At 59.3% G+C, this 23576-nt stretch carries 26 protein-coding genes and 1 pseudogene; 11 read left to right on the top strand and 16 right to left on the bottom strand.

Annotated elements, in window-relative coordinates:
• Nucleotides 1–77: 77 nt before the first annotated feature.
• The 4 genes and pseudogenes from K1W69_RS20575 to K1W69_RS27160 all read right to left on the bottom strand — a co-directional run.
• Nucleotides 78–1106: a branched-chain amino acid ABC transporter permease gene (locus tag K1W69_RS20575; protein WP_220230320.1), complete on the bottom strand. Its 1029-nt coding sequence runs from the start codon at nt 1104–1106 to the stop codon at nt 78–80.
• Nucleotides 1103–1966, bottom strand: coding sequence for a branched-chain amino acid ABC transporter permease (locus K1W69_RS20570; protein WP_220230319.1), 864 nt, complete (start codon nt 1964–1966; stop codon nt 1103–1105). Before K1W69_RS20570 ends, K1W69_RS20575 begins: the two co-directional genes overlap by 4 nt.
• A gap of 4 nt (nt 1967–1970) precedes the next feature.
• A complete protein-coding gene (locus K1W69_RS20565) occupies nt 1971–2675 on the bottom strand; it encodes an ABC transporter ATP-binding protein (RefSeq protein ID WP_220230318.1) in 705 nt (234 codons plus the stop codon).
• Nucleotides 2668–2817 (bottom strand): annotated as a pseudogene (locus K1W69_RS27160) (ABC transporter ATP-binding protein C-terminal domain-containing protein); the annotation flags it as partial. The gene K1W69_RS20565 and the pseudogene K1W69_RS27160, both read right to left, overlap by 8 nt.
• Between K1W69_RS27160 and K1W69_RS27155 the strand changes: the two are divergent.
• Entirely contained in the window at nt 2800–3108 is a 309-nt protein-coding gene (locus K1W69_RS27155) for an IclR family transcriptional regulator domain-containing protein (protein WP_306308821.1), read from the top strand. The pseudogene K1W69_RS27160 and the gene K1W69_RS27155 overlap by 18 nt on opposite strands.
• Nucleotides 3109–3132: 24 nt before the next feature.
• Here K1W69_RS27155 and pssA read toward each other — a convergent pair whose 3' ends face one another.
• The 4 genes from pssA to K1W69_RS20540 form a co-directional block, all read right to left on the bottom strand.
• The gene (gene pssA / locus K1W69_RS20555; protein WP_220230317.1) at nt 3133–3960 is read right to left on the bottom strand and encodes a CDP-diacylglycerol--serine O-phosphatidyltransferase; all 828 of its coding nucleotides are present in this window, start codon (nt 3958–3960) and stop codon (nt 3133–3135) included.
• Nucleotides 3961–3975: 15 nt separating this feature from the next.
• The gene (locus K1W69_RS20550; RefSeq protein WP_220230316.1) at nt 3976–4674 is read right to left on the bottom strand and encodes a phosphatidylserine decarboxylase; all 699 of its coding nucleotides are present in this window, start codon (nt 4672–4674) and stop codon (nt 3976–3978) included.
• Between the two features lie 67 nt (nt 4675–4741).
• On the bottom strand, nt 4742–6631 hold the full coding sequence (locus K1W69_RS20545) for an ABCB family ABC transporter ATP-binding protein/permease (protein ID WP_258571239.1): 1890 nt from the start codon (nt 6629–6631) through the stop codon (nt 4742–4744).
• A gap of 166 nt (nt 6632–6797) precedes the next feature.
• Nucleotides 6798–9332: a LysM peptidoglycan-binding domain-containing protein gene (locus tag K1W69_RS20540; protein ID WP_220230314.1), complete on the bottom strand. Its 2535-nt coding sequence runs from the start codon at nt 9330–9332 to the stop codon at nt 6798–6800.
• A 261-nt stretch (nt 9333–9593) separates the two neighbouring features.
• Here K1W69_RS20540 and K1W69_RS20535 point away from each other — a divergent pair, with 261 nt between their 5' ends.
• Together K1W69_RS20535 and K1W69_RS20530 are read left to right on the top strand one after the other, a co-directional pair.
• Nucleotides 9594–10202, top strand: a complete 609-nt coding sequence (locus K1W69_RS20535; RefSeq protein ID WP_220230313.1) for an LOG family protein — start codon at nt 9594–9596, stop codon at nt 10200–10202.
• A 154-nt stretch (nt 10203–10356) separates the two neighbouring features.
• The gene (locus K1W69_RS20530; RefSeq protein ID WP_220230312.1) at nt 10357–10992 is read left to right on the top strand and encodes a glutathione S-transferase family protein; all 636 of its coding nucleotides are present in this window, start codon (nt 10357–10359) and stop codon (nt 10990–10992) included.
• Here K1W69_RS20530 and rarD read toward each other — a convergent pair whose 3' ends face one another.
• From rarD to K1W69_RS20500, 6 genes are all read right to left on the bottom strand, one after another.
• Nucleotides 10993–11904 carry an EamA family transporter RarD gene (gene rarD / locus K1W69_RS20525; protein WP_220230311.1) on the bottom strand — a complete coding sequence of 304 codons (912 nt, stop codon included), beginning with the start codon at nt 11902–11904 and terminating at the stop codon, nt 10993–10995.
• A complete protein-coding gene (gene cimA / locus K1W69_RS20520; protein ID WP_220230310.1) occupies nt 11901–13517 on the bottom strand; it encodes a citramalate synthase in 1617 nt (538 codons plus the stop codon). Before cimA ends, rarD begins: the two co-directional genes overlap by 4 nt.
• Nucleotides 13514–14008, bottom strand: a complete 495-nt coding sequence (locus tag K1W69_RS20515) for a GFA family protein (RefSeq protein WP_370688289.1) — start codon at nt 14006–14008, stop codon at nt 13514–13516. Before K1W69_RS20515 ends, cimA begins: the two co-directional genes overlap by 4 nt.
• 37 nt (nt 14009–14045) lie before the next feature.
• A complete protein-coding gene (gene cysS, locus K1W69_RS20510) occupies nt 14046–15419 on the bottom strand; it encodes a cysteine--tRNA ligase (protein WP_220230308.1) in 1374 nt (457 codons plus the stop codon).
• A 187-nt stretch (nt 15420–15606) separates the two neighbouring features.
• Nucleotides 15607–16221, bottom strand: coding sequence for a LysE/ArgO family amino acid transporter (locus tag K1W69_RS20505; protein ID WP_220230592.1), 615 nt, complete (start codon nt 16219–16221; stop codon nt 15607–15609).
• Between the two features lie 27 nt (nt 16222–16248).
• Nucleotides 16249–17016 (bottom strand): SOS response-associated peptidase, encoded by a 768-nt coding sequence (locus tag K1W69_RS20500; protein ID WP_220230307.1) that lies wholly within the window; start codon nt 17014–17016, stop codon nt 16249–16251.
• 115 nt (nt 17017–17131) lie between these two features.
• On the opposite strand from K1W69_RS20500, the gene K1W69_RS20495 reads away from it, so the two are divergent.
• From K1W69_RS20495 to K1W69_RS20460, 8 genes are all read left to right on the top strand, one after another.
• The gene (locus K1W69_RS20495; protein WP_220230306.1) at nt 17132–17539 is read left to right on the top strand and encodes an NUDIX hydrolase; all 408 of its coding nucleotides are present in this window, start codon (nt 17132–17134) and stop codon (nt 17537–17539) included.
• Nucleotides 17523–17912, top strand: coding sequence for a TIGR02301 family protein (locus tag K1W69_RS20490; protein WP_220230305.1), 390 nt, complete (start codon nt 17523–17525; stop codon nt 17910–17912). The genes K1W69_RS20495 and K1W69_RS20490 overlap by 17 nt, the downstream gene beginning before the upstream one ends.
• Nucleotides 17913–18012: 100 nt before the next feature.
• Nucleotides 18013–18273, top strand: a complete 261-nt coding sequence (locus tag K1W69_RS20485; RefSeq protein WP_220230304.1) for a hypothetical protein — start codon at nt 18013–18015, stop codon at nt 18271–18273.
• A 14-nt stretch (nt 18274–18287) separates the two neighbouring features.
• Nucleotides 18288–19019, top strand: a complete 732-nt coding sequence (locus tag K1W69_RS20480) for a hypothetical protein (protein WP_220230303.1) — start codon at nt 18288–18290, stop codon at nt 19017–19019.
• 75 nt (nt 19020–19094) lie between these two features.
• Nucleotides 19095–19952, top strand: coding sequence for a CAF17-like 4Fe-4S cluster assembly/insertion protein YgfZ (gene ygfZ, locus K1W69_RS20475; protein WP_220230302.1), 858 nt, complete (start codon nt 19095–19097; stop codon nt 19950–19952).
• On the top strand, nt 19949–20566 hold the full coding sequence (locus K1W69_RS20470) for a YfbR-like 5'-deoxynucleotidase (RefSeq protein WP_220230301.1): 618 nt from the start codon (nt 19949–19951) through the stop codon (nt 20564–20566). The genes ygfZ and K1W69_RS20470 overlap by 4 nt, the downstream gene beginning before the upstream one ends.
• A 5-nt stretch (nt 20567–20571) precedes the next feature.
• Complete coding sequence (locus K1W69_RS20465; protein ID WP_220230300.1) at nt 20572–21084, top strand: tyrosine phosphatase family protein; 513 nt, start codon at nt 20572–20574, stop codon at nt 21082–21084.
• A 165-nt stretch (nt 21085–21249) separates the two neighbouring features.
• A complete protein-coding gene (locus K1W69_RS20460; protein WP_220230299.1) occupies nt 21250–22500 on the top strand; it encodes an MFS transporter in 1251 nt (416 codons plus the stop codon).
• A 97-nt stretch (nt 22501–22597) separates the two neighbouring features.
• Here the strand turns inward: K1W69_RS20460 and K1W69_RS20455 are convergent, their stop codons facing one another.
• A complete protein-coding gene (locus K1W69_RS20455) occupies nt 22598–22738 on the bottom strand; it encodes a hypothetical protein (RefSeq protein ID WP_220230298.1) in 141 nt (46 codons plus the stop codon).
• A gap of 94 nt (nt 22739–22832) precedes the next feature.
• Complete coding sequence (recO, locus tag K1W69_RS20450; protein ID WP_220230297.1) at nt 22833–23570, bottom strand: DNA repair protein RecO; 738 nt, start codon at nt 23568–23570, stop codon at nt 22833–22835.
• Nucleotides 23571–23576 lie beyond the last annotated feature (6 nt).

Genomic DNA, 23576 nt, shown 5'->3' with positions numbered 1-23576 from the left:
GTTTCTCCAGGGCGCGACTGGAATGCGGGCCGAAAGGCCCGCATTTTTCTTTCCGGGAAAGATCCCCATTTTGGGCGTCACTCTTTGCTGGAACGCTTCGGCTTGACCCGGTAGCCAAGCGGGAACAGACGCAATCCCGTCAGATCCTGAACCAGACCACAAAGACCTTTCGGCGCGACCAGCATGACAGCAATCGCAATTGCGCCGAGCACGATCAGGTAAATTGATCCGAGGTCGGCCAGTGTTTCGCGCAAAAGGAAGAATGCGACCGTGCCGATAATCGGTCCCTCCAAAGATCCAATTCCACCAATCACGACGATAAAAATCACATAGGCGGTCCAGTCATTGACACTGAACGCCGCATCCGGAGAGATCCTCAGCTTTTGCAGGAAGATCAGCGACCCAACAAGCGTCGACAAACCGCCCACTACGACATAGACAACGAATTTCGAACGCCAGATATCAATGCCAAGAGAGGAAGCCGCGAGTTCATTGTCCCGGATAGCCGTCAGAGCCAGCCCGTTGCGCGATCGCAGAAACAGATAGGCGATTGCCATGACCGCCGTGGCGCATCCAAGCGTCAGCCAGTAGCTGGCGGCCTCGCGAGCGTCGCGACCGTCGGCGAGTGAACGCACCACATCCACCGGCAATGATGTCCCGGACCCTCCGCCGAGGGCGCTCACCTGGGCGAAGCCCAACCGGAACACCTCGGCGATGACCCATGTTCCGATGGCGAAATAGGCGCCGCGCAGTCGGAAAATCAACGCCGCGACAGGCACCGAAACCAGTGCTCCAACCACAACTGACAAGCCTATGGCGGCAAATGGATGCAATCCGCCAAAAATTGTCAACGCAAACAGGACGTACCCGCCCAGGCCGACGTAGGCTTGCTGGCCGACGGAGACGAGGCCTGCATATCCGGCAAGCAGGTTCCAGAGCATCGCCAACGAAAGATAGAGGTATATTTCGCCGAGCAGCCTCAGATCGGCCCGGCCCATCCACCAGGGCGCAACGGCCAGAGCTAGCAGGATCAGCAAGCCGAGAACCGAAGCAATGCGGCTTGCCGTTGTGACGCGAAAGACACGATGTGTATCGACAACGCTCATCCGTCCATCCTCGGGAAAAGGCCACGCGGGCGCACGGCGAGTATGATCAGGAAGGCAATATGGCCTGAGAGAATCTGCCAGCCCGGATTGATCTGCGCGCCGATCGATTGCGCCACGCCGAGGATCACACCGCCGGCGAGCGTGCCCCACAGATTGCCAAGCCCGCCGATAATGACCGCTTCGAACCCGAAGATCAGCCGGGCCGGGCCGGTTGCTGGATCGAACGAGGTCCGCACGCCAAGGAAAAAGCCTGCGATCGCGGTTACAGCCAAGGACAGCGCCATGGCCAGTCCGAAGACATGGCGACGGTTCAGCCCCATCAATTGAGCGATGTCCTGATTGTCCGAAACCGCACGGAAGGCCCGTCCAAGCGCCGTGGCGTAGAAAATCCACTGAAGGCCGGCTATCACCAGCACCGCTGTCAGAAATATTACGAGCGGAAGATAGCCGACCGCCAAACCGCCGATGCTGGCGCTCGCCACCTCGATAGCACCCGCATTGAGCTTTTGCGGATCGGCGGAATAACTTTCCAGTAGCGCGTTCTGAATGATCACCGACAGGCCAAATGTGACCAGCAGTGGCGGCAGAATATCATCTCCGAGCGTCCAGTTCAGAACGCCGCGCTGCAGGACATATCCGAAGCCGGCCATCAGCGGCGCGACCAGAATGAGCGATACAAACGGATTCATCGAGAGAGCCGCCGTCACCGTCAAACCGAGATAGGCCGCCAGAACGATCAGGTCGCCATGGGCGATATTGACCAGACGCATGACGCCAAAGATCAGGGACAATCCGGCCGCAAACAGAGCATAAAGCCCTCCGAGCAACGTTCCCTGCACGATCGCATTGATCCAGTCCATTCCGTCAAGTCCCGAAATAGGCGGCAGAAATCTGCTCGCGGCTAACGTTGTCTGTCCGGCCTTCCAGCGAGACACGGCCCTCCTGCAGGCAGTAGACGCGCGATGAAACCGAAAGCGCCTTTGTGATATCCTGCTCCACGATCATTGCGCTCATGCCTTCGCCGACAATCGTTGGCAGCGACTCGTAAATCTGCCTGATGATGACGGGAGCGAGACCCAGGCTTATCTCGTCGAACATGACAAGGTCCGGGTTGGCCATCAGCGCCCGGCCGATCGCCACCATTTGCTGCTGGCCGCCTGACAGGGATGTCGAAGGGACATTCCGCCTCTCTTGCAGAACGGGAAAGAGGTCATAGATCCGTTGAAGCGACCAGGCTCCCTTGCGGCCGGTCCGGCCGCCAATGATCAGGTTCTCCTCCACCGACAGCGACTGGAATAGCTGCCGCCCCTCGGGCACCAGGGCTATGCCAAGGCCGGCGATCTGATCCGCTCTCAGGGCGCCGATGGGTCGTCCCCGGTACGTGATCTGTTCCGCCCGGTTCCGCATCAGTCCGGAGATCGACCGCATCAAAGTCGTCTTGCCCGCGCCGTTTGCGCCGATGATCGCAACCACCTCGCCCGCCTCGACTGTCATATCGACGCCATAGAGGGCCTGGAAATCTCCGTAATGGGCGTCCAATTTCCTGATGTCCAGAACAGGCTCAGGCATCGGCTTCAATCCCAAGATAGATTTCCTTCACCTCACGGCTTTCCATGACTGTCGCCGGATCCCCCTCGGCTATCATCTTGCCGAAATCGATGACGATCAGACGTTCTACTACCTTGAGGAGCGCATGCACGACATGATTGATCGCGAAAGAGCGAAATCGCTTGTCGAACAGGAATGGGGACGGCGCGGCATTGCCGGCGACTGGAGGCAATTCAGCGCAATGCTCGACAGCGTGGCGGAATCCGGCCTTGCCTACGACAATGACGAGCACACACCGGGCATATCGGCGATCGGAACCGCCTTCGTCGACATGACCGGTGAATATCACGCCATTTCCGTGCAGATACCCACCACCCGCTTTCTTGACAAGCGCCATGCTGTGGAAGACGCATTGCGCGCAACCGCAGATCAGATCCGCTCAGCCGTCGGTTAACGCCAATAGCGTTCCCGGAAGCCCCTACTCCACGTCCTGCTTTCTTGCCGCCAGTCCGTAGCGTTTCTGCCATGCGCGCGCGCCAAACGGCAGCGAGATCAGGTAAAGCACGGTCGTCACGGTCATTGTCTCCCACATGTAGGTCAATAGCAGGCCGACATAGAGCACGATCACCAGCATCAGTGGAAAGACGAGGTCGCGACGAATGCGCTGGCCGAGCGACTTCCCCGAATAGACCGGCAAGCGGCTAACCATTAAAAAGCCGATCAGCATCGTGTACGCCGACGCCACATAGGCGAATCCGGGGCTCGGATCGACGCCAAGAAATCCGAGATAGATCGGAAACAGCGCCAAAAGCGCGCCGCCAGGCGCCGGAATTCCGATGAAATAATCCGACTGCCAGGCAGCCTTGCTCTGCTGCTCCGCCATCACATTGAACCGCGCCAGGCGCAGACCCGCTGCAATAGCGTAGACCAGCGCCGCAATCCAGCCGAATGACCGCACCTGGTCAAGCAGATAGACGTAAAGAACGAGCGCCGGCGCCACGCCGAAATTGACGATATCGGCCAGTGAATCCATCTGCGCGCCGAACTTGCTGGTCGATTTGAGCAACCGGGCGACGCGGCCGTCGACGCCGTCGAGAAAGGCCGCCAGCAATACCATCGCGACGGCCAGTTCGAACCGCTGTTCGAAAGCAAGCCGCACGCCGGTCAGCCCGGCGCAAATCGCAAGCGTGGTGATCACGTTCGGCAGCATCATGCGGAAAGAGATGTCGCGCAGGCGCGGCCCACGGCTCCTCTCGCTCGACTTTTCCGGACCATGCGGGTCGAAAGGGGAAAATCCCGTATCCATTCTAGCCGAGTCCCATCATGCCCTGCGCGAAACGGTCTTGCCGCGCGCCGCATTATATTCCGCAAGCACGGTTTCGCCGGCGACGGCGGTTTGCCCGACCGAAACGCGCGGGGCGGCCGACAGCGGCAAATAGACATCGAGCCTTGACCCGAAACGGATCAGTCCGAACCGTTCTCCGGCGTCCAGCGTGTCGTTGACAGAACGCCAGCATACGATTCTGCGGGCGACGAGCCCGGCGATCTGGACGACGCCCACGAGCCCGTGCTGGCCTTCGATCACCAGTCCGTTGCGCTCGTTTTCCTCGCTTGCCTTGTCGAGCTCGGCGTTGACGAAGCTGCCCGATTTATACACCGCCTGACGCACCACGCCGCGGATCGGCGCGCGATTGATATGGCAGTTGAAGACATTCATGAAAACTGAAACACGCAGCATCTCGCCTTCGCCCAGATCAAGCTCACGCGGAGGGATCGTCTGCACGACAGAGGAGACCTTCCCGTCGGCTGGACTGATCACAAGATCATCGTCCAGCGGCGTAACTCTCTCGGGGTCCCTGAAAAAATATGCGCACCAGGCCGTCAGGATCAGCCCGATCCAGAACAGCGGATCCCAGATCCAGCCAAGCACCAGCGAAGCTGCAAGGAAGGCCATAATGAACTTGTAGCCTTCCTTGTGGATCGGGGTGAGCGCCGATGTCAGCGCATCAAAAAAATTCATAAACGAAATCCTCGCAGTGCCGCCGTTGTTCGGGATTTTCAATGTAACATGGACGCGTGTCGGGGTTCTACATGTTGTCGGGTCGCTTGCGCACGATAACGCCGAGTTCGTCGTGCTCCTGGAAATCCTTGAGCCTTTCTTCGGTTTCCTGCGCCTCGCGCTGGCGATCCCACATGGCCTTGTAGAGCCCATTCTCATCCAAAAGCGAATTGTGGGTGCCGCGTTCAGCGATCACGCCATCCTTCAGCACTATGATTTCGTCAGCGCCAATGACAGTCGACAGACGGTGCGCAATAACCAGTGTCGTGCGTCCCTTGCTGACATAGTCGAGCGCCGACTGGATCTCGCTTTCCGTCGCGCTGTCGAGCGCCGAGGTCGCCTCGTCCAGAATGAGGATCGGCGGAGCTTTCAATATCGTGCGGGCGATCGCGACGCGCTGCTTTTCGCCGCCCGACAGTTTGAGGCCGCGCTCGCCAACCATCGTGTTGAGGCCGTCCGGAAGGCTCCGGATGAAATCGGCGATCTGGGCGAGTTCCGCCGCCTCCATCACCTCTTCATCGGTTGCGTCCATGCGGCCATACCGAATATTGTAGGCGATCGTGTCGTTGAAAAGCACCGTGTCCTGCGGGACCATGCCGACCGCCGCGCGCAGCGATTTCTGTGTGATGTCGCGGAGATTCTGACCGTTGACCGTGATGGCGCCTTCCTGAATGTCGTAAAAGCGGAACAAAAGGCGCGAAATCGTTGACTTGCCGGCGCCCGAAGGCCCGACCACCGCAACCGTCTTGCCATAAGGGACCTCGAAGCTGATACCCTTCAGGATCGGCCTGTTTTCGTCGTAGCGAAAATGCACGTCATCGAAGCGGATTGATCCATTGTCCATCACCAGCGGCTTGGCGTCCGGCTTGTCGACGATTTCCGGCGGAACGTCGAGCAGATCGAACATGTGCTCGATATCGGTCAATCCCTGACGGATTTCCCGATAGACGAAACCGATGAAATTGAGCGGTATCGCAAGCTGCATCAGCATGACGTTGATGAAAACGAAGTCGCCGATCGTCTGGTCGCCGCGCTGCACGGCCAGCGCTGACATGACCATCATGATCGTCATGCCGACGCCAAATATGACGCCCTGCCCGAAATTGAGCCAGCCGAGCGAAGTCCAGACCTTCGTCGCCGAGTCCTCGTATTTCTCCATCGAGACGTCGTAGCGCCGCGCTTCCATCTCCTCGTTGCCGAAATATTTGACGGTTTCGAAGTTGAGCAGCGAATCGACGGCCTTTGTGTTGGCGTCCGTATCGGAATCGTTCATGTCGCGGCGAATGGAAATCCTGAAATCCGTAGCGCGAACGGTGAACCAGACATAGAGCCAGATCATCACTGCGGTTACAGCGACATAGGCGAAACCGTAGGAGAATCCGAAAATCGCAGCGACAAGGACGAATTCGAGAAGAGTCGGCAGCGTGTTCAGTATGGTGAAGCGAACGATCGCCTCAATTCCCTTGACGCCGCGTTCGATGATCCTCGACAATCCGCCGGTACGCCTCTGCAGATGAAACCGCAGCGACAATTCGTGCATGTGCAAGAACACCTTGTAGGCGAGTTGATGGACCGCGTGCTGGCCAACCCGTGCGAACAAGGCATCGCGCAACTGGTTGAATCCAAGCTGAACGATGCGAGCCAGATTGTAGGCGAGCACCAGGATCACCGGACCGATCAGGAAGGCGGGCAGGAAACCGAGATTGTCGTGATTGCCGTTGAGGGCGTCAGTCGCCCATTTGTAGAAATAAGGGACCGTAACCTGGCCGACTTTCGCGGTGACCAGGAAGAATGTCGCCCAGAGAACCCGGCGTTTCAGATCGTCGCGATCCGATGGCCACATATAGGGCCACAAATTGCGAAGCGTCGTTATCGGATTGCCAGTGTCTTTGGCAACGGTCTTTTGCTGGTCTGACAAGTTAAGCCTTGGATTGGGTAAGGAATTGATTGTTCGCCGGGCCTCCCGATCTCGACAAACAACGATGGGCGGCGCACCACGGCTCGCCACCCGACTTTAAATAGTTACCGTGACAGCTGCGTCAAGGACGTCGCAGCCAGGCGAACCTGCTACTGCGTCTCCCGGATCAGCGTTTGAGCACCCGGTCCCGGTGCAACTGCTCGGCGTTCGGCAAGGGGTTCTCCGGAACCATGAAGGTTTGTCCGGGCTCGATGAAATCGGGATTGTTGATCTGGTCCGTATTGGCGAGATAGATCGTGGTGTAGCGCACTCCGCGTCCATAGACCCGGCGCGATATCTGCCACAGAGTGTCGCCGCGACGAATGATCACCGAACTGTCGTGCTGCTCGAGCGGGGGCTGCACAACCGTAGGCGGCTCTCCTTCTTCACCCGCGACAGCGACCCTCTTGGTCTCGGGCTCCGGTTTCGGCTCCGCTACTGCCGCCACTTTTTCTTCGACTGGTTCGGTCGTCTTTGGCGCGTTGACGACAGCAGGTTCCTCCTTGGGCTCGACAGACGGAGCCGCGCTGTCCTGAACGGCGACCGTTTTCTGGTCCGCGTCCGACTTCATTTCAGTTTGCATTTCAGCCGGTTTTTCATCCGTCTTCGCCATTGTCTCTGTCGACATTGGCTCAGATACGGTTTCGGAGGTCATGTTGGCGGCAGGCGCCTTGACCACCACTGCTTCGTCAGCAGAGGCTTCCGGCGCGGACTTTTGATCGTTAGCGCCGGCACCCGACATCGCCTTGTCTTCCTTGTCGGTTACGGCTTCCTCGTCTGCATTTGGCTGTGGAGCCACCGCAGCGACCATATCGCCTTCGGGCCGGTTGAATGGAACAGCGACCCGCATGGCGGCAGCTGAACCGTTCGGCAAATACAAATCCGCCCGGATCGTATGGTCGCCGACCGAAAGTTCTTTTTGTGCCTCGACCAGGAAACGACCGGTCGCGCTGATCATGCTTTCACCGATGTCGTCATTGTCCGCAAAGACAATCACCTTGCCGCCCGGCGTGCCGGAGCCCGCGACGAAGAGTTGTCCATTCTCGATCTCCACGGCGTCGATCCGCACCCGGACATCGCCCGACGCGGCAGGTCTTTCCGACTTGCCTTTGTCCAGTGACGCGACCTCAATGGTTTCTTCGGTTTCCGTTTCTGCTGTGTCTTCGGCTGGCGCGGCTTCGGCTGAACCTTCCGGCTCCGGCGCGGCCTCGCTTTTCTCCGTCATCGCCGCAGTCTTCAATGGTTCAGCTGTTTGTTTCTCCGTCGACGCGGAATCCTCATTCACAACGGCATCCTGCGCTGTTTCGGTAGAGTTGACGCCCGCGTCGGCTTCCGGCGAGGAAGTGGCCTCTGGCGCGGCGACGGCAGTCTCAACCTTATCATCCGTTTTCTCCACCATCACAGTTGCGACAGGCTTGTCCTGCGTTGCGCCCTTCGCCGGTTCCGCGTCGGCAACTTCAGTCGCCGCATCCGTAGCCGTCTCGGTTGCTCCTGTGTCGGTGGCGCTCGCCGTCGACTGGCCCTCGGTCGACGCCATTTCCGATGTCTCCTTCCGGTTCGTCGAAACTGAGTCGCCGCTGGTCATCGCGCTTTCTGAAGCCGTGTCCGGTTCGTTTACAGTCTCCGCCGTCGAGGCGACCTGAACGGTTTCCCCACTGCTCGTCTCCTCGTCCGCGGCAGCCGTGGTCACTTCTTCGGTCGGCGTCATTTCCGATGTCTCTTTCTGGTTCGTCGAAACTGAGTCGCCGCTGGTCATCGTGCTTTCTGAAGCCGTGTCCGGTTCGTTTACAGTCTCCGCCGTCGAGGCGACCTGAACGGTTTCCCCACTGCTCGTCTCCTCGTCCGCGGCAGCCGTGGTCACTTCTTCGGTCGCAGCCGCAGGTCCAGTGTCTTGCGCTGTCGCGCCGGCTTCAGAGGTCGCAGCAGTCTCTCCAGCCGTCTCGGACGAAGTCTCTGCAGCGGCCATCTCTTTGCCGGCGGCGTCAGATGTCTCCTCGGATGCGGCTGCCCTGTCATCTGACTGCAAATTCTCGTCGCCGCCTGCGTCGGCTACAGCCTCCGGCTGGTCAAGCAGACGGCTCGGCTCGCCGGGTTTGGTCACCATGACCATGAGTTCGCGACTGTCTTCTTCGGGAACGCTGACGGTCGCAATCTCCTCGGAAAGCATCACCATGTCGGCGTCACCGCGGCTTCGCAGGCCGATCTCGTAGTCGCCTGGCGGCAGTGGATCGTCGAAAACAGTTACGAAATCGCCCGATGGCCCGACATCGGTCTTCGCAAGCACAGTGTCGCCGCTGAACACTTCGAGCATGACGCCTGGAGCCGCGCTGCCAGCCACGACTGTCGACCCGTCAGGCTCCACGCGCAGAAGGCTGAATGTTGGTACGCCGCCTTGCGGCGCTACGTCTGCGATCTCCGGTTGCGATGCGGCGGCGTCATCGACATCGTCTGCGCGGGATTGCTCTGCAACTGTCTCCGCCGCGGCGTCGGCGCCGTTGTCAATCGAAACGGTTTCCTCAACGACGACCTCTTCGTCAGTCGCTTGCTGAACCTCGGGTTTCTCCTGCCAGCCGTAGGGGTCGAACCGAAGCAGATAACCTATCCCGACAACGATAACGAGAAGCGCCAGAATGGACCAGAACCGGCTTTTGTTGTTAGTCATTTTGCACTCCAGTCGCACGACGTTTCGAAGCAAAAGCCGGATTGTGACAAAACGGCGAATTTTCTACTTCGTGTTTCCGCGACTATCGCCGAAAACTCAAGGTTCCGGCGCCATTGAAAACCTCTTAAATCTGTTGACAAACTAGACTTTTCCGCAGTTGCAAACAAGTTTGTCCGCCCAACCGGCTTTCCGGCCTCACAATTCGGCGACGCAGCCAACTGAATGCTTGACGGCTGGCGCGGCCTCATGCTTCCTCGAATGATGTCAAGGAATCGAACCATCTGCGTCTACTGCGGCTCCCGCAACGGACAAAATCCCAACTACGAAGCAGCGGCCCGGAAACTGGGCCTCGACATGGCCGCCAAGGACATCGGCCTGGTCTTTGGAGCAGGCACTTACGGCATCATGGGCGCCGTCGCTGACGCCGTTGTCGCCGGCGGCGGCAGGGTCACCGGCGTCATTCCGGATTTTCTGAAAAACAAGGAAGCAAACGAAGCGGATCTGAAGCAGTTCGACGAGTTGATTGTCACCGGCGACATGCATGAGCGCAAACACATCATGTTCCGCAAGTCCGGCGCTTTCGTCGCTTTGCCGGGCGGCATTGGCACACTTGAGGAAATCATCGAAATCATGACCTGGGCGCAACTTGGCCGGCATAACCTTCCGATGGTGCTTGCCAATATTGACGGCTTCTGGGACCCGTTGCTCAAGCTGATTGAGCACATGGCCGGCGAAGGCTTCCTTCACACCTCCCATCTGGTCAAACCACTCGTCATTGACAACGCCGCAGATATCGTCGACGCCGTCCTGGCGGCCTGGGAAGGCATAGACAGAAACGGCGGCGACGCCGAAATCATCGAAAAACTCTGAAACACGCCCCCAGAGAGATTGGCGCCGTCGGCGTCTTTTCTGACTGGTTTGCGACAACCATCTTCTACGTTGGTTGCATGCTCGCGAAGGTTTGAATTGAATTCGCCGGCATTCCCGGGATTGAATTCAGTCGCTACACGGAAGGATGAAATCCATGAAGCTTTACAATGCCGATCTCTCGCCAAATGCGCTTCGTGTTCGCGCTGTCGCCTTTGAGCTCGATATCGAACTGGACATCATAGACGTCGATGTCTTTAAGGGTGGGACGAAGACCAAAGAGTACCTCGCACTGAATCCGAACGGAAAAGTGCCAGTGCTGGTCGACGGCGACTTCGTACTTTGGGAAAGCCGCGCAATCAATGTCTATCTGGCCGGCGTGAAGCCGGAACGGAACCTGTATCCCGATGATCTCCAGAGTCGCGCGCTCGTTGATCAGTGGTCCTACTGGCAGGCGATCCATCTCGGCCCGGCCATGCAGCGCGTTGCCTTCGAGCGCATGCTCAAGCCGATGTTCGGTATGGGAGAAACCGATGAGACCAATATCGAACAGCAATTAAAGGAAATCGCCCAGTTTCTCCCGGTGCTCGACTGCGCGCTGGCGGGAAAGGAGTGGATCATCGACGATCTCAGCCTTGCCGATTTTGCCCTCGCCAGCACCTTCATGTACCGGGACCCGTGCCGCATTTCGCTCGATGAAACCGCCAATGTCGACGCCTGGATCAAGCGTCTCGAAGCACGCGCTTCGTGGCAAAAGGCCGTCGCGCCGATCCTCGCGTTTGGGCGCAAGTAGCTACTCGCCAGCCGATGCCGCGGGGCGCGCGCGCAAAGTCCGAAAGCTCGACCAGGAATAGATCGCGAGCGCCGCCCATATGAAGCAGAACGCCACGAACTGCCAATAGGAGAAAGGCTCCTTGAAGACAAAGACGGCGATCAGGAAAATCAGTGTCGGGGCGGTGTATTGCATCAAGCCGATCGTCGAATATTTCAGCAGTTTCGCGCCGAAGGCATAGAGGATCAGCGGAAACGCCGTCACAGGACCAGCCAGCATCAAAAGCAGCATGCCGTCAAGGCCGTCATTTGTGAAGTGTCCGTCGCCGAACAGCCACAAAAGCGCAAGCGCAGGAAGACTCAGCAGCAGTACTTCCAGCATGAAACCCTGCGTCGGACCGATGGGAAGCGTCTTCCTCAAAAACCCGTAGATGCCGAAACTGAAAGCCAGCGTCAGCGATATCCAGGGCAATCCTCCGGCGTTGACCGTGAGTATAACAACGGCGATTACCGCCAGACCGATTGCCGCGGTCTGCGGCTTGGTGAACCGTTCTCTCAGAAACAACGCGCCGAGGCAGATATTGACCAGGGGATTGATATAGTAGCCAAGCGCTGTCTCGACAGTCCGATCAACTGACACGGCCCAGATATAGATCCACCAGTTGATCGAGATCAGCGTTGCTGTCAGCGCGGCAAGAGCAAGCGTCCTTGGTTGCCGGAACGCGACCTTTAAGTCGGACGTTCGCCCGAGCAGAAGCAGGATTACGCCGGCGATTGGAACGGACCAGAGTATCCGGTGCGCGACCACCTCATAGGCCGGCACATGGGAAACCGCCTTCATGTAGAAGGGCATCAGGCCCCACAGACCATATGCGCCGAGAGCGTAAAAGAATCCCTTCCGGGATTCGGCGTCGCCTTCCTCCTGTGAATTCATGAACTCGACAACTCTTCAATCGACGTCCGGTTCTTGATCAACTTGTAATTGATCGAATCCATCAGCGCCTGGAAAGAAGCGTCGATGATGTTGTCCGACACGCCGACCGTCCACCAGCGCTCGCCGCTGTCGTCGCGCGACTCGATAAGCACCCGGGTGATTGCTTCGGTGCCGCCATTAAGGATACGCACCTTGTAGTCGCAGAGCTCCAGATCCTCGATTTCCTGCTGGAATTTGCCCAGATCCTTGCGCAAAGCGATGTCGAGTGCGTTGACCGGACCATGTCCCTCGGCCACCGAGATGTGGCGCTCTCCATCGATCTCGACCCGCACGATCGCCTCGGAAATCGTCTTCAGGACGCCGTTTGCGTCGAAGCGGCGCTCCACCATGACGCGGAAACTTTCTACCTTGAAGAATTGCGGAAGCGTGCCGAGGGTGCGACGCGCAAGCAGCTCGAAGCTGGCGTCCGCGGCCTCGTAGGCGTACCCGCTCGCCTCGTGCTCCTTGACGATTGCGATCAGCGTGTCGAGCTTCGGGCTGCTCTTAGAAACCTTGATGCCCCGGCGGGTCAGTTCGTTGATAAAATTGGATTTTCCGCCTTGGTCCGAGACCATGACCTTGCGCGTATTACCGACGCTTTCCGGCTCCACATGCTCGTAGGTCTTCGGGTCCTTCATCAGCGCAGACGCGTGAATGCCCGCTTTGGTCGCGAAGGACGAGGCGCCCACGTAGGGCATTTGCGGATCGGGGGAGCGGTTCAGAAGTTCGTCGAACGCGTGGGACAGACGGGTCAGTTCCGTCAGCTTCTCCTCGTCGATCGACGTACAGAACCTTTTGTTCCAACGCGGTTTCAACACCAGATTGGGGATCAGGACAACCAGGTTGGCGTTGCCGCAACGTTCGCCAATACCGTTCAGAGTGCCCTGGATCTGACGCGCGCCGGCCTCCACCGCCGCCAGCGTGTTGGCGACCGCAAGGCCGGTGTCGTTGTGGGCGTGAATGCCGAGCTGGTCACCCGGAATTCCCGCCGCGATCACCGCCGTCACGATCTCCCTTACTTCCTCGGTCTGGGTTCCGCCATTGGTGTCGCAAAGAACCACCCAGCGCGCCCCGGCGTCCAGCGCAGTCTTCGCACAAGCCAGGGCGTATTCTGAATTCGCCTTGTAGCCGTCGAAGAAGTGCTCGCAATCGACCATCGCCTCCTTGCCCGCGGCAACCGTCCGCTCGACGGAAGAGCGAATGCATTCGAGGTTTTCCTCATTGGAAATACCGAGCGCGACATCTACATGGTAATCCCAACTTTTGGCGACAAAACATACAGCGTCGCTGTTCGACTGGACGAGCGACGACAGGCCCGGATCGTTGGACGCCGAAACCCCGGCGCGCTTCGTCATACCGAAGGCGACGAAGGACGCTTTCTTCATCCGGTTCTGCTCGAAAAAGGCGGTGTCGGTCGGATTGGCGCCGGGATAACCGCCTTCGACGTAGTCGATTCCGAATTTGTCGAGCATCCCGGCGATCGCAATCTTGTCCTCGACGCTGAAATCGACGCCAGCCGTCTGCTGGCCGTCTCGCAATGTCGTGTCGAACAGGTAGATTTTCTCGCGGCTCATGGCTGCACATCCCAGTTTTCTGTGTCGTGATCGGGGTGCTGGCGATTGCTCGCGGCGATCGCCGACAATTCTGCGTCATCCATCTCGCCATCGGTTCCGGTTTCATGCGCCTCGAGACCGGCGAGATCTTTGAACCAGGGCATCTGCGCCTCAGTTCCAAACTGCTGCAATGGCGCCACGAGGTCCGGCTGGTCCAGCGAACCGAGCGTCACGGAATAGTGGTCGGACGCCAGCGCATCGAATATCAGCGGCGTCCCGCACCGGTTGCAAAAACCGCGCCGGACGGGCTCGGACGACCGGAACCACGATATAGCGCCGCGGGTAACGTGGAACTGCTCGCGTTTCGCTCCAGCCAACGGCATGAAATAATTGCCCGCCGCCTTCTGGCACATCCGGCAATGGCAGATATGCGGGTCGCTCAGTTCGCCGTCCACGCTGTATCGGACGGCGCCGCACTGGCAACCGCCTGTTGTTTTTTTGGTGCTCATGATCCACATGCGGCGGATAGGTCGGAAATCTGTCTCCGTCCTACCGCCTCACCTCCCATTCGGTTGTCCTCTCGCCGGTCGCCGGGTCCTTCCCGTCCTTCAGCTGGATTCCTGCTTCCGACAGCCTCTCCCTGATTGCATCCGCTTCCGGCCAGTTCTTCTGTCGGATCAGATCAAGCCTCTGCTCGATCCAGCGGGCAATTTCTCCTTCGTCCATATCGACGGAGGCCGTTTCCCGGTACGTTTCGAAGCCGAGGAACGACAGCGACGAGGCCAACGCCGCGCCGTCCAGTTCGTTTAGCCTTGGCAGAGCCTCGGAAACGTTCAGGTCGTCCGCGATCGCCGCCATGACAGCGTCATCCACCGGTCCGTCCGCCGGCGCGTCCCCTGCCCGCCTTGCAAATTTGTCCAGGATACGCTCCGCCTCCTCGAGCTTGCGCACGCTGAAATCGATGGGCTCGCGATAGTGAGTCATCAGCATTCCGAGACGCAGAACCTCGCCAGGCCAAGAACGCCCGCCAAAGGTTTCTGTCTCCAGCAACTCGCGAATTGTTACGAAGTTGCCGAGGCTCTTTGACATCTTTCTGCCCTCGACCTGCAAAAAGCCGTTGTGCATCCAGATATTGGCCATGCGCTCGGTTCCGTGCGCGCAGCAGGACTGGGCGATTTCGTTCTCGTGATGCGGAAAGATCAGATCGAGGCCGCCGCCATGAATATCGAAGGTCTGGCCGAGATAGCGCGCGCTCATCGCGGAGCATTCGATATGCCAACCGGGCCGTCCGGTGCCCCATGGCGAAGGCCATCCAGGTTCGCCTTCGGATGACAGCTTCCACAACACGAAGTCTCCGGGATTACGCTTGTGCGCCTCGACTTCGACGCGCGCTCCGGCCTGCTGATCTTCAAGCGAGCGATTGGACAACCCTCCATAGGCTGGCATCGAGGTTACGTCGAACAGCACCTCGCCTCCGGCCTCGTAGGCATGGCCCCTCCTCAACAACTCCTCGATCATTTCGATCATCTGGGGAATGTTGTCCGTCGCGCGCGGCTCGACGCTGGGCTCAAGGCAGCCAAGCGCGCGAACGTCTTCATGAAACTGGTCTGCGGTCTTCTTCGTCACCCGGGCGATGGCCTCGTTCAGAGGTTCCCCAGGATAATCGCGGGCTGCGCGGGCGTTTATCTTGTCGTCCACATCCGTGATGTTGCGCACATAGGTCACGTGATCCGGTCCGTAAACGTGCCGTAAAAGTCGATACAGCACATCAAAGACGATGACCGGTCGGGCATTGCCGATATGGGCGTAGTCGTAAACCGTAGGACCGCAGACATACATGCGCACCCTGTCGGGATCGATCGGATGGAATTCTTCCTTCCGCCGAGTCAGTGTGTTGTAGAATGTCAGAGGTCGTACGCCCATAACAAAACTCCCGGTGCCACTGGCCGGGCGTTTGTCGTGATTGTGTTGAGACGAAAACGGCCGGGCCAGCGAATGGCTAGCGAATAATGATCCAGCAAATGCAGATGGCGATAACGCCATATATCGTTTTCATGAGCGCCTTATCGCCGCTCGACAGGCGAAGGTCAAGCGCTCATTAGAGGAATTCTCATTCAGCGAAGAAGCGTTGCAGCAGCCCCAGCGCCAGCGCCGCCATGACGAGCCCGATCAGGATGTCCAGTGCGCGCCAGGCCGACGGCCTGGCAAAAAGCGGCGCAAGCAGACGCGCGCCGTAACCCAGCCCAAAGAACCAGACAAAGGAAGCCAGAACAGCGCCTGCGCCGTAGGCGACGCGCGCTGCCCCCGCGTATTGTCCCGAAAGGCCGCCGATCAGCAGCACAGTGTCTAGATAGACATGCGGATTGAGAAAGGTCAGGGCGAGACAGGTGGCGACTGCGGTCCTCAAGGTCTGTTCACGGGAATTGTCCGCCAGCAGCGCATGCGGATGGAGCGCCCGCCGGAAAGCGAGGAGCGCATAGGCAAACAGAAAGGCGGCCCCGCCGAGCGTCACCGCGGAGATCAGCCAGGGCGAGCGGGCAATAAACGTCCCGAGACCGGTGACGCCGGCGGCGATCAGCAGGGCGTCCGAAAGCGCGCCAATCATGCAGACGACGAAAACATGCGACCGGATCAGGCCTTGCCGCAGGATAAATGCGTTCTGCGCGCCTATCGCGACGATCAGCGATCCTCCGAGGAAGAAACCCGACGCTGCCGGGCCGAACAATCCCTGGTCCACCGCCATTCCTTCGGCCTAACCCTGCCCGAACAGTGACATCTGGCCACCATCGCTCTGTTCGGATTTCTCCGTCTCTGGCTCAGGTTCGACGCGCTCCTGAATTTCGGGCCCGGTATTGGCGACCTTGTTGACGAGACTGGACACCGGCACGGCTTCGAAGAAGCCGGGTTCAACCGGCTGCAGCAGATCGTCGACATCGCGCGGCTCCTGCGTCCTGCAGTCCAGCCAGCGCGCGAAATCTCGCTGGCGAATAACCACCGGCATGCGATTATGGATTGGCGCAAACTCCTCGTTGGCGCCAGTGGTCAGGATCGCGCCGGTATCGATTTCGGAACCGTCCGCGGCCAGAAGCGTGTCGGTCAACCCGGCGAAGGCGACGAGTTCGCCATTGCGCGGCCGCACCCAGTAGGCCTGCGGTTTGCTCCGCCCTTCCCGCTGCCACTCATAGAATCCTGAAGCCGGAACAAGCGCGCGCCGATGGCGCATGGAAGCGCGGAAGGAGGACTTTTCATTGGCCGTTTCCGAGCGCGCGTTGATCAGCATTGGAAAATCGCGCGGATCCTTGACCCATGACGGCAGCAGGCCCCATCTGACCAGCGTCGCTTTTCGGTCTGGCATGTTTTTGCGCTCGTCCGGATCGGCGCCCGGACCGGCCATGACCGTGAGGATCGGCTGGGAGGGAGCGATGTTATAGCGCTGGACAACCTGAATCTCGAGCTCGGCGAGTTCGAAAAACAGCTCGATGGCGTGGGCGTTCGCCAACAGCGAAAATCGGCCGCACATAAATCCTCCGCGACATTGGACAAGCGACGACCTTATAGCGGTTCACACTCGCGGCACAATATTCTATGGCAACAGGATGAAATCGCCCCCTCAACCTCTTTCACCCGTTGCCGCCGTGTCCTGTATTGTCCGGCGCGACAGCCGCTACCTCCTGGTCAAGCGCGCCAGGGGCGAAGCGAAGGGACAGTACGCCTTTCCCGGCGGAAAGGTGGAGCCGGGGGAAACATTGACGCAGGCGGTTTTGCGTGAATTGCGCGAGGAGACCGGTCTGGTTGGTTTCGGCGTGCGTTTCTTCAGGCTGTATGACCTGATCGCCCGCAACGACGACGGTTCCTTGCGAAGCCATTATGTCCTGGCGGTTCACATGGTCGAGCAGGTAGACAGCGACCAAGCGATCGCCGCCGACGACGCGGAGGAAGCGGACTGGTTCGCCGCTTCGGATTTGCAACATATTTCGGTAACTCCCAGTGTGGCAGAATGTATCGATGAGCTGGAAGAGGCCAGATATGGGCGTGACCGCTAGGCGCATCGCCTCCATCTTTCTCGCGGGAGCGTTGAATGCGGGGCTCCTCGCGCCTGTATCGGCGCAAGTTGTGCTTCCGCCTTATGAAGACAGGCTTTTGCGGCTGTCGGAGATTGTCGGGTCGATCCACTACATCCGGACCCTGTGCGCCAAGCGCGATGAGGGCTGGCGCGACAAGATGCAGGCGCTGATTGAGCTTGAAGGAGAGGACGCCCCTTCCCGCGCCCGGTTGACGGCCGCCTTCAATCGCGGCTACAGGTCTTTCGCAGCCGTGCACACGAAGTGCAACGAAGTAGCGCTTGAGGCGGAAGCCCAGTACAGGAAAGAAGGTCTCGACCTTGCGTCGGCCATCATTGCGCGCTACGGAAATTAAACAATCATTAACCTGACAATCCGGACTGCCATTGGAAGATCACAGTCTGTGGTATTCTTGAGTCGGGAAGAAATTGGAGCCTTGGTCTCCAGGTGGTGACATGAGAGAAGCAGACTTGTCTGAAATTGACGAGATGATCATTCACGAAAAGATGCAGACGGCGCTTGAACACCAGGTCGAGGCCTGGGCGGACGGCGTCGCCGACGGAATCGAGCCTGAAATCATCGCCGACGCGGCCTTGGTGACGGTCATGCGTGAAGCCGTCAAACTGTTCGGCGAAGACGGCGCGGAAGCCGTGCTTGACGATTTGAAAAGCAGAATACTCGCCGGAGAATTTTCACCGGACCGCCAGATTCAGTAGTCGCCGGAGGAGCCATGCCTTTTGCCGCCACGGGACAATCGGCGTTTGCCGCGAACCTCGGCTTCATGGCGTATTTCCTCACCGCAGGCGCCGCCTGGCCGGCTGAGCCCGTGTCAAAGGGCGATGCCGTGCAACGACCGGACCGAATTGAACTCGCGCTCAGCGAAATCAAGGAAATTGAAACCGAGGACGAAACCGGCTTCGAACAAGGCCTGCCGCTGCCTCCCAAACTCGGCGCACCTCCTCAGGAAGAGAGCGTCGAACGCCGCGATCTTCCGGACGTCGAAGTCGGCAAGGATCTGTCGCTCCTGCCGGAGCCGGTCAGACGTATGCGCGAATTGATTGTCGAGGCCGCGAAAAGCGGCGATCCGGAAAGCCTGCGACCGCTTCTGGGAATTGGGCCGACAGCCACGCAACTCTCTTTCGGTCCGGTTGACAGCGATCCGATCCAGTATCTCAAAGACGTGTCCGGAGATCAGAACGGTCTGGAACTCCTCGCCATTCTTCTCGATATTTTCGACGCCGGCTACGCCCGCCTCGACGCAGGAGAAACGACCGAAACCTATATATGGCCGTACTTCTACACCCTGCCGCTCGACGCGCTCGACGATCGGCAGATGGTTGAACTGTTCCGGATCATCACCGCTGGCGACCTGCAGGATATGCAGGCCTTCGGGTCCTACTCCTTCTATCGCACGGGCATTTCTCCGGAGGGAGAATGGTTGTTCTTTCTCGCAGGAGAATGACCATCGCGCCATACGGTCTTGCCCGAAGCCCCTCGGGTCATTAGGTAATGCCGCATACGGCAAGGAAGAGCGGATTTGAGTCGAATAACGCTGGAAAATCGCGGCATCGTTCATATTCACGGACCTGATGCGGAAACGCTGCTTCAGGACGTGATCACATGTGACCTTCTGTCACTTGAGCCCGGCGTGGCACGGCAGGGCGCCCTGCTTACGCCGCAAGGTAAAATCATGTTCGATTTCCTAGTATCGCGTTATGGCGAAGACGGATTTCGTTTCGATATCGACCGCGTGGCGCTGGGTGATTTTGTAAAGCGCATGACCATGTACAAACTTCGCGCAAAGGTCTTCATCGAGCATAAGGATTCCGAGTCCGTGACGGCCGTCTGGAACGAAGAAACGCCTCAAAACAGCCTCGCCGACGAACGCTTTGCGCAGGATTCCGGCGTCTACCGGCTTTATGGCGAGGCAGGCGGCGAAACTGCCTCTCTGCTCGATTACGACAACTTGCGAATCGACTATGGCGTGGCCGAGGCCGGTCGGGATTACGAGACCGGCGACGCGTTTCCGCATGACGCGCTGATGGACCTGAACAGAGGCGTGTCGTTCAAAAAAGGCTGTTTCGTCGGCCAGGAAGTGGTCTCCCGCATGCAGCATCGCGGCACTGCGCGCCGTCGCGTCATGCGGGTCTTGGCCGACGCGGATCTTCCTGAAACAGGCTCCGCCATCACAATCGGCGACAAGCCGGTCGGAACGCTCGGCTCCGTTGCCGGCGCAAGGGCCCTGGCGATTGTCCGCACCGACCGTGTCGCGAGCGCGCTCGGCGAGGATGCGGCGTTGCTGGCGGGCGACGTCCCCGTCAGACTTGTCTTTCCGGGATGGACAGGCCTTATGCTCGCGCAGGGCGAACAGGAATCAGGTTCGGCGACGCAATGAGTTCCAGCAACGCCGCGCCGCGCGCATGGCAGCGCATGCTTTCCGGACGTCGTCTCGATCTTATAAACCCGTCGCCGCTGGATATCGAACTGTCCGACATCGCGCATGGCCTCGCTCGGGTTGCGCGCTGGAACGGGCAGACGATCGGCCGCCACGCATTCTCGGTCGCCCAGCACTCCGTCCTCGTGGAACAGATCTTCAGCCATCTGAAACCGAAAGCCTCTGCCGCCGATAGAATGGCTGCGCTCCTTCACGACGCGCCGGAATATGTCATCGGCGACATGATCTCGCCTTTCAAGGCGATCGTCGGCGGCGACTACAAGAGCGTTGAACGCAGACTGCAGGAGGCGATCCATCTGCGTTTCGGGCTGCCGGCTCAGATGACCAAAACGCTGAAGGACGCAATAAAGCGGGCCGATCGCATTTCGGCATTCTTCGAAGCGATACAACTCGCCGGCTTCAGCGAAAGCGAAGCCGCCCGACTGTTCGGACGGCCGCGCGGCATTTCGCCCGATGCGCTTCCGATCGAGCCCATGTCGGCGACCAGGGTCCAACGTCTCTTTTCTAGACGCTTCGAGGAGATCGAAACCGGACGCCCGAAGAGCACGGAATAGGCGCCATGCCGCATCTGGTTGTTTGTCCGCTCTCCCGGCTCGAAAAGACCGCAAGCGAGCACGATGTGCGCGATGTCATCACATTGCTGTCGCCGGACATGCAGGCCGAGCGCCCGGCAGGCGTTCCGCCTGATCGCCATTTGCGGCTCTCTTTGCATGATATCAGCGCTGAAATCAGCGGCATGGAAAGACCGGCCGCCGATCACGTCTCCGGAATGATCGATTTTGCAAGATCATGGACCCGGCAAAAACCGCTCCTGATCCACTGCTGGATGGGAATTTCCCGATCGACCGCCGCCGCCTATGTCTGCGCCCTTTCGCTCAATCCGGATCTCGACGAAATGGAACTGGCGCTTGCACTGCGCAGGCGATCGCCGTCGGCGACGCCAAACGCCCGCCTCGTAGCTCTGGCGGATGAAATTCTTGGAAGAGAGGGCCGCATGAACGCTGCAATAAAGCGGATCGGACGCGGTCGGAATGCGCGGGAAGGCGCGCCATTCGTCCTGCCGATCAAGTGATAATCCATCACGACCAACGTGGAGAATCTCCACAAAACATCAATTTCTCTGATTGATCGTGCAGAAATGCTGCTTTGACTTGCAGGATTGAACGGGGCTATTTCAAATGACGGACAATCCTGCAAACATTCAGAAATCCAGTCACCACGGCGGAAGGATCTTGCGATGAGCACAACGGCAAAGGAACCGACCGCTAGCGCGCCGGCAAAGGCTGCACTGCCCTGGATCATTATCGTTTGCGGCTGTCTCATTGCGCTCATGACGTTCGGTCCGCGGTCTGCGATGGGATTCTTCCAACTTCCCATGCTTGCCGACACAGGCTGGGACCGCACGACCTTTGGTCTGGCGATGGCGCTGCAGAACCTTTGCTGGGGCCTTGGTCAGCCGTTATTCGGCGCGATCGCCGACAAATACGGCACGTGGCGCGTTCTCTTCCTGTCGGCGGCGCTCTACGCCGCCGGACTGTGGATCATGGCCCTTGGCACGACGCCGACCTGGCTTCATATCGGCGGCGGCGTCCTGGTCGGTCTGGCGGTCGCGGCCGGCTCTTTCGGCATTATCCTGTCGGCGTTCGCGCGCAACGTAGCCCCTGAAAAGCGTTCGCTGGTCTTCGGCTTCGGCACGGCCGCCGGCTCAGCCGGCATGTTTGTTTTTGCGCCCATAAGCCAGGGCCTGATCGACTCCTTCGGCTGGTCGGATTCTCTTGTCTATCTCGGCATCGCAATGCTGATCATTCCGGTTCTGGCGATACCGCTGCGCGGCAACGCCGCGTCGGGAACGCAGTCTGCCAGCGAATACGAGCAGACGGTGCGCGAGGCCCTGCGCGAAGCTTTCAATCATCACAGCTATGTGCTGCTGACAGCGGGATTTTTTGTCTGTGGATTTCAGGTCGCGTTCATCACCGCGCATTTCCCCGCCTATATCGGCGATATCGGCCTGGACGCCGGCTATGCGGTCATGGCGATCGCCCTGATCGGTTTCTTCAACATTATCGGTTCGCTGGCGTCCGGCATCATAGGGCAGACGCATTCCAAGCCGATGATGCTGGTCCTGCTCTATGTCGGTCGTTCAATCGCAATTACGATCTTTCTGCTCACGCCGCAGACCGGCGCGAGCGTGATCGTCTTTTCCATTGTCATGGGACTGCTGTGGCTTTCCACAGTGCCGCCAACCAACGGCCTGGTAGCGATCATGTTCGGTACACGGCACCTCGGAATGCTCGGAGGGGTTGTATTCCTGTCGCACCAGATCGGTTCCTTTCTTGGGGTCTGGCTGGGCGGCTATCTTTATGATCGCCTCGGCAGTTATGATCCGGTCTGGTGGCTTGGCGTGGCGCTTGGCCTATTCGCCGCGATAGTGCACTGGCCGATCCAGGAAAAAGCCGTAGACCGGCCAGTGGTCGCCCCCGCGGCATAGAGCGGTCCAAGAACCACCCTACCTCATAGTCCGATTCCGGTTGTTCCGCCTGAAGTATGAAAACAAAGGCAAAATCGGACATCGGACAAAACCAGTTTCAATGAATGAAGGTCACATTGGCCAGCCGGTGGGCTGTGACAAGTTCCTTGCGCTCCTGGCGGGTCAATCGACCCTTCGTGCCCAACCTGTGCGCTCTCTCCTGCGCCGCCTTCCTGCAGAGTTCGGTTATATGGGACATCAATATTCTCCGTTTGCGTTGATGAAACGGATATAAATGGAAAAACGAGAATTCCTAATTAAACAATCGTAATGATTGCATCGCCGCGCAGGGCCTATTGCGCAGACCCAAGCGCCTTCAACGCAGCCTGAATGAACCCTGCCCGCGCCTCCGGGGCCTGCAGGCCGCGCGGCTCATAGACGTGCCGCTCGAGAAAATAGCCGGTCAATCGAAAGGCGGAGGCGAGCCCCTCCCTGTCGGCCGCCCGCGTCGAAGTCTTGCCAAGGAATTCCGGAAGAACGAGCATCTTCCCCGCCCAGGCTTGGCCGGCGCTGCGACTGACCGCCCTGCCCGATTTCGGGGAGACGAATGCAAGGTCTTCGGTCGCGCCGGTCGCCGCGCACCGTTTCAGGTCCAGTCCGAAACCAAGATCGTCCAGAACGGCGAGTTCGAAACGGATGAAGAGTTCGCCAGCGTCAGCTGGCTCGTGAAGATGGCCGAGAATAATGCCGAACGCCTCAAAGAGATGCGGATGCGGATCGCGTTCGGGCAGCAGCCGCAGAAGCGCTCCGATCGCCTGTACGCCATAGACCGCCGTCGCGGTTTCCATCAGACGCGCGGCGCGCAGTTCAAGCGCCTCGACCTGGTAGTTGCCAAGATGCTGATCGAGACGCGCGCGCCAGTTGAGCGCTACGCTGTTGCCCGGCTGCAGCAAAGGCTGCATGCGGCGCGAGCGGCCGCCTCGCACCAACCCCAGGTGCCGGCCGTGCTCGCGCGTCATCGCTTCCGCAATCACGCTTGTTTCGCCATGCTGGCGAACCCCGAGAATTATGCCTTCATCCTGCCACTGCATGACGGA

This window comes from Flavimaribacter sediminis (assembly GCF_019492055.1).
Classification (GTDB): Bacteria; Pseudomonadota; Alphaproteobacteria; order Rhizobiales; family Rhizobiaceae; genus Flavimaribacter; species Flavimaribacter sediminis.
Note: the sequence above shows the minus strand (reverse complement) of the source record. Positions and strands in the feature narration are given on the sequence as shown.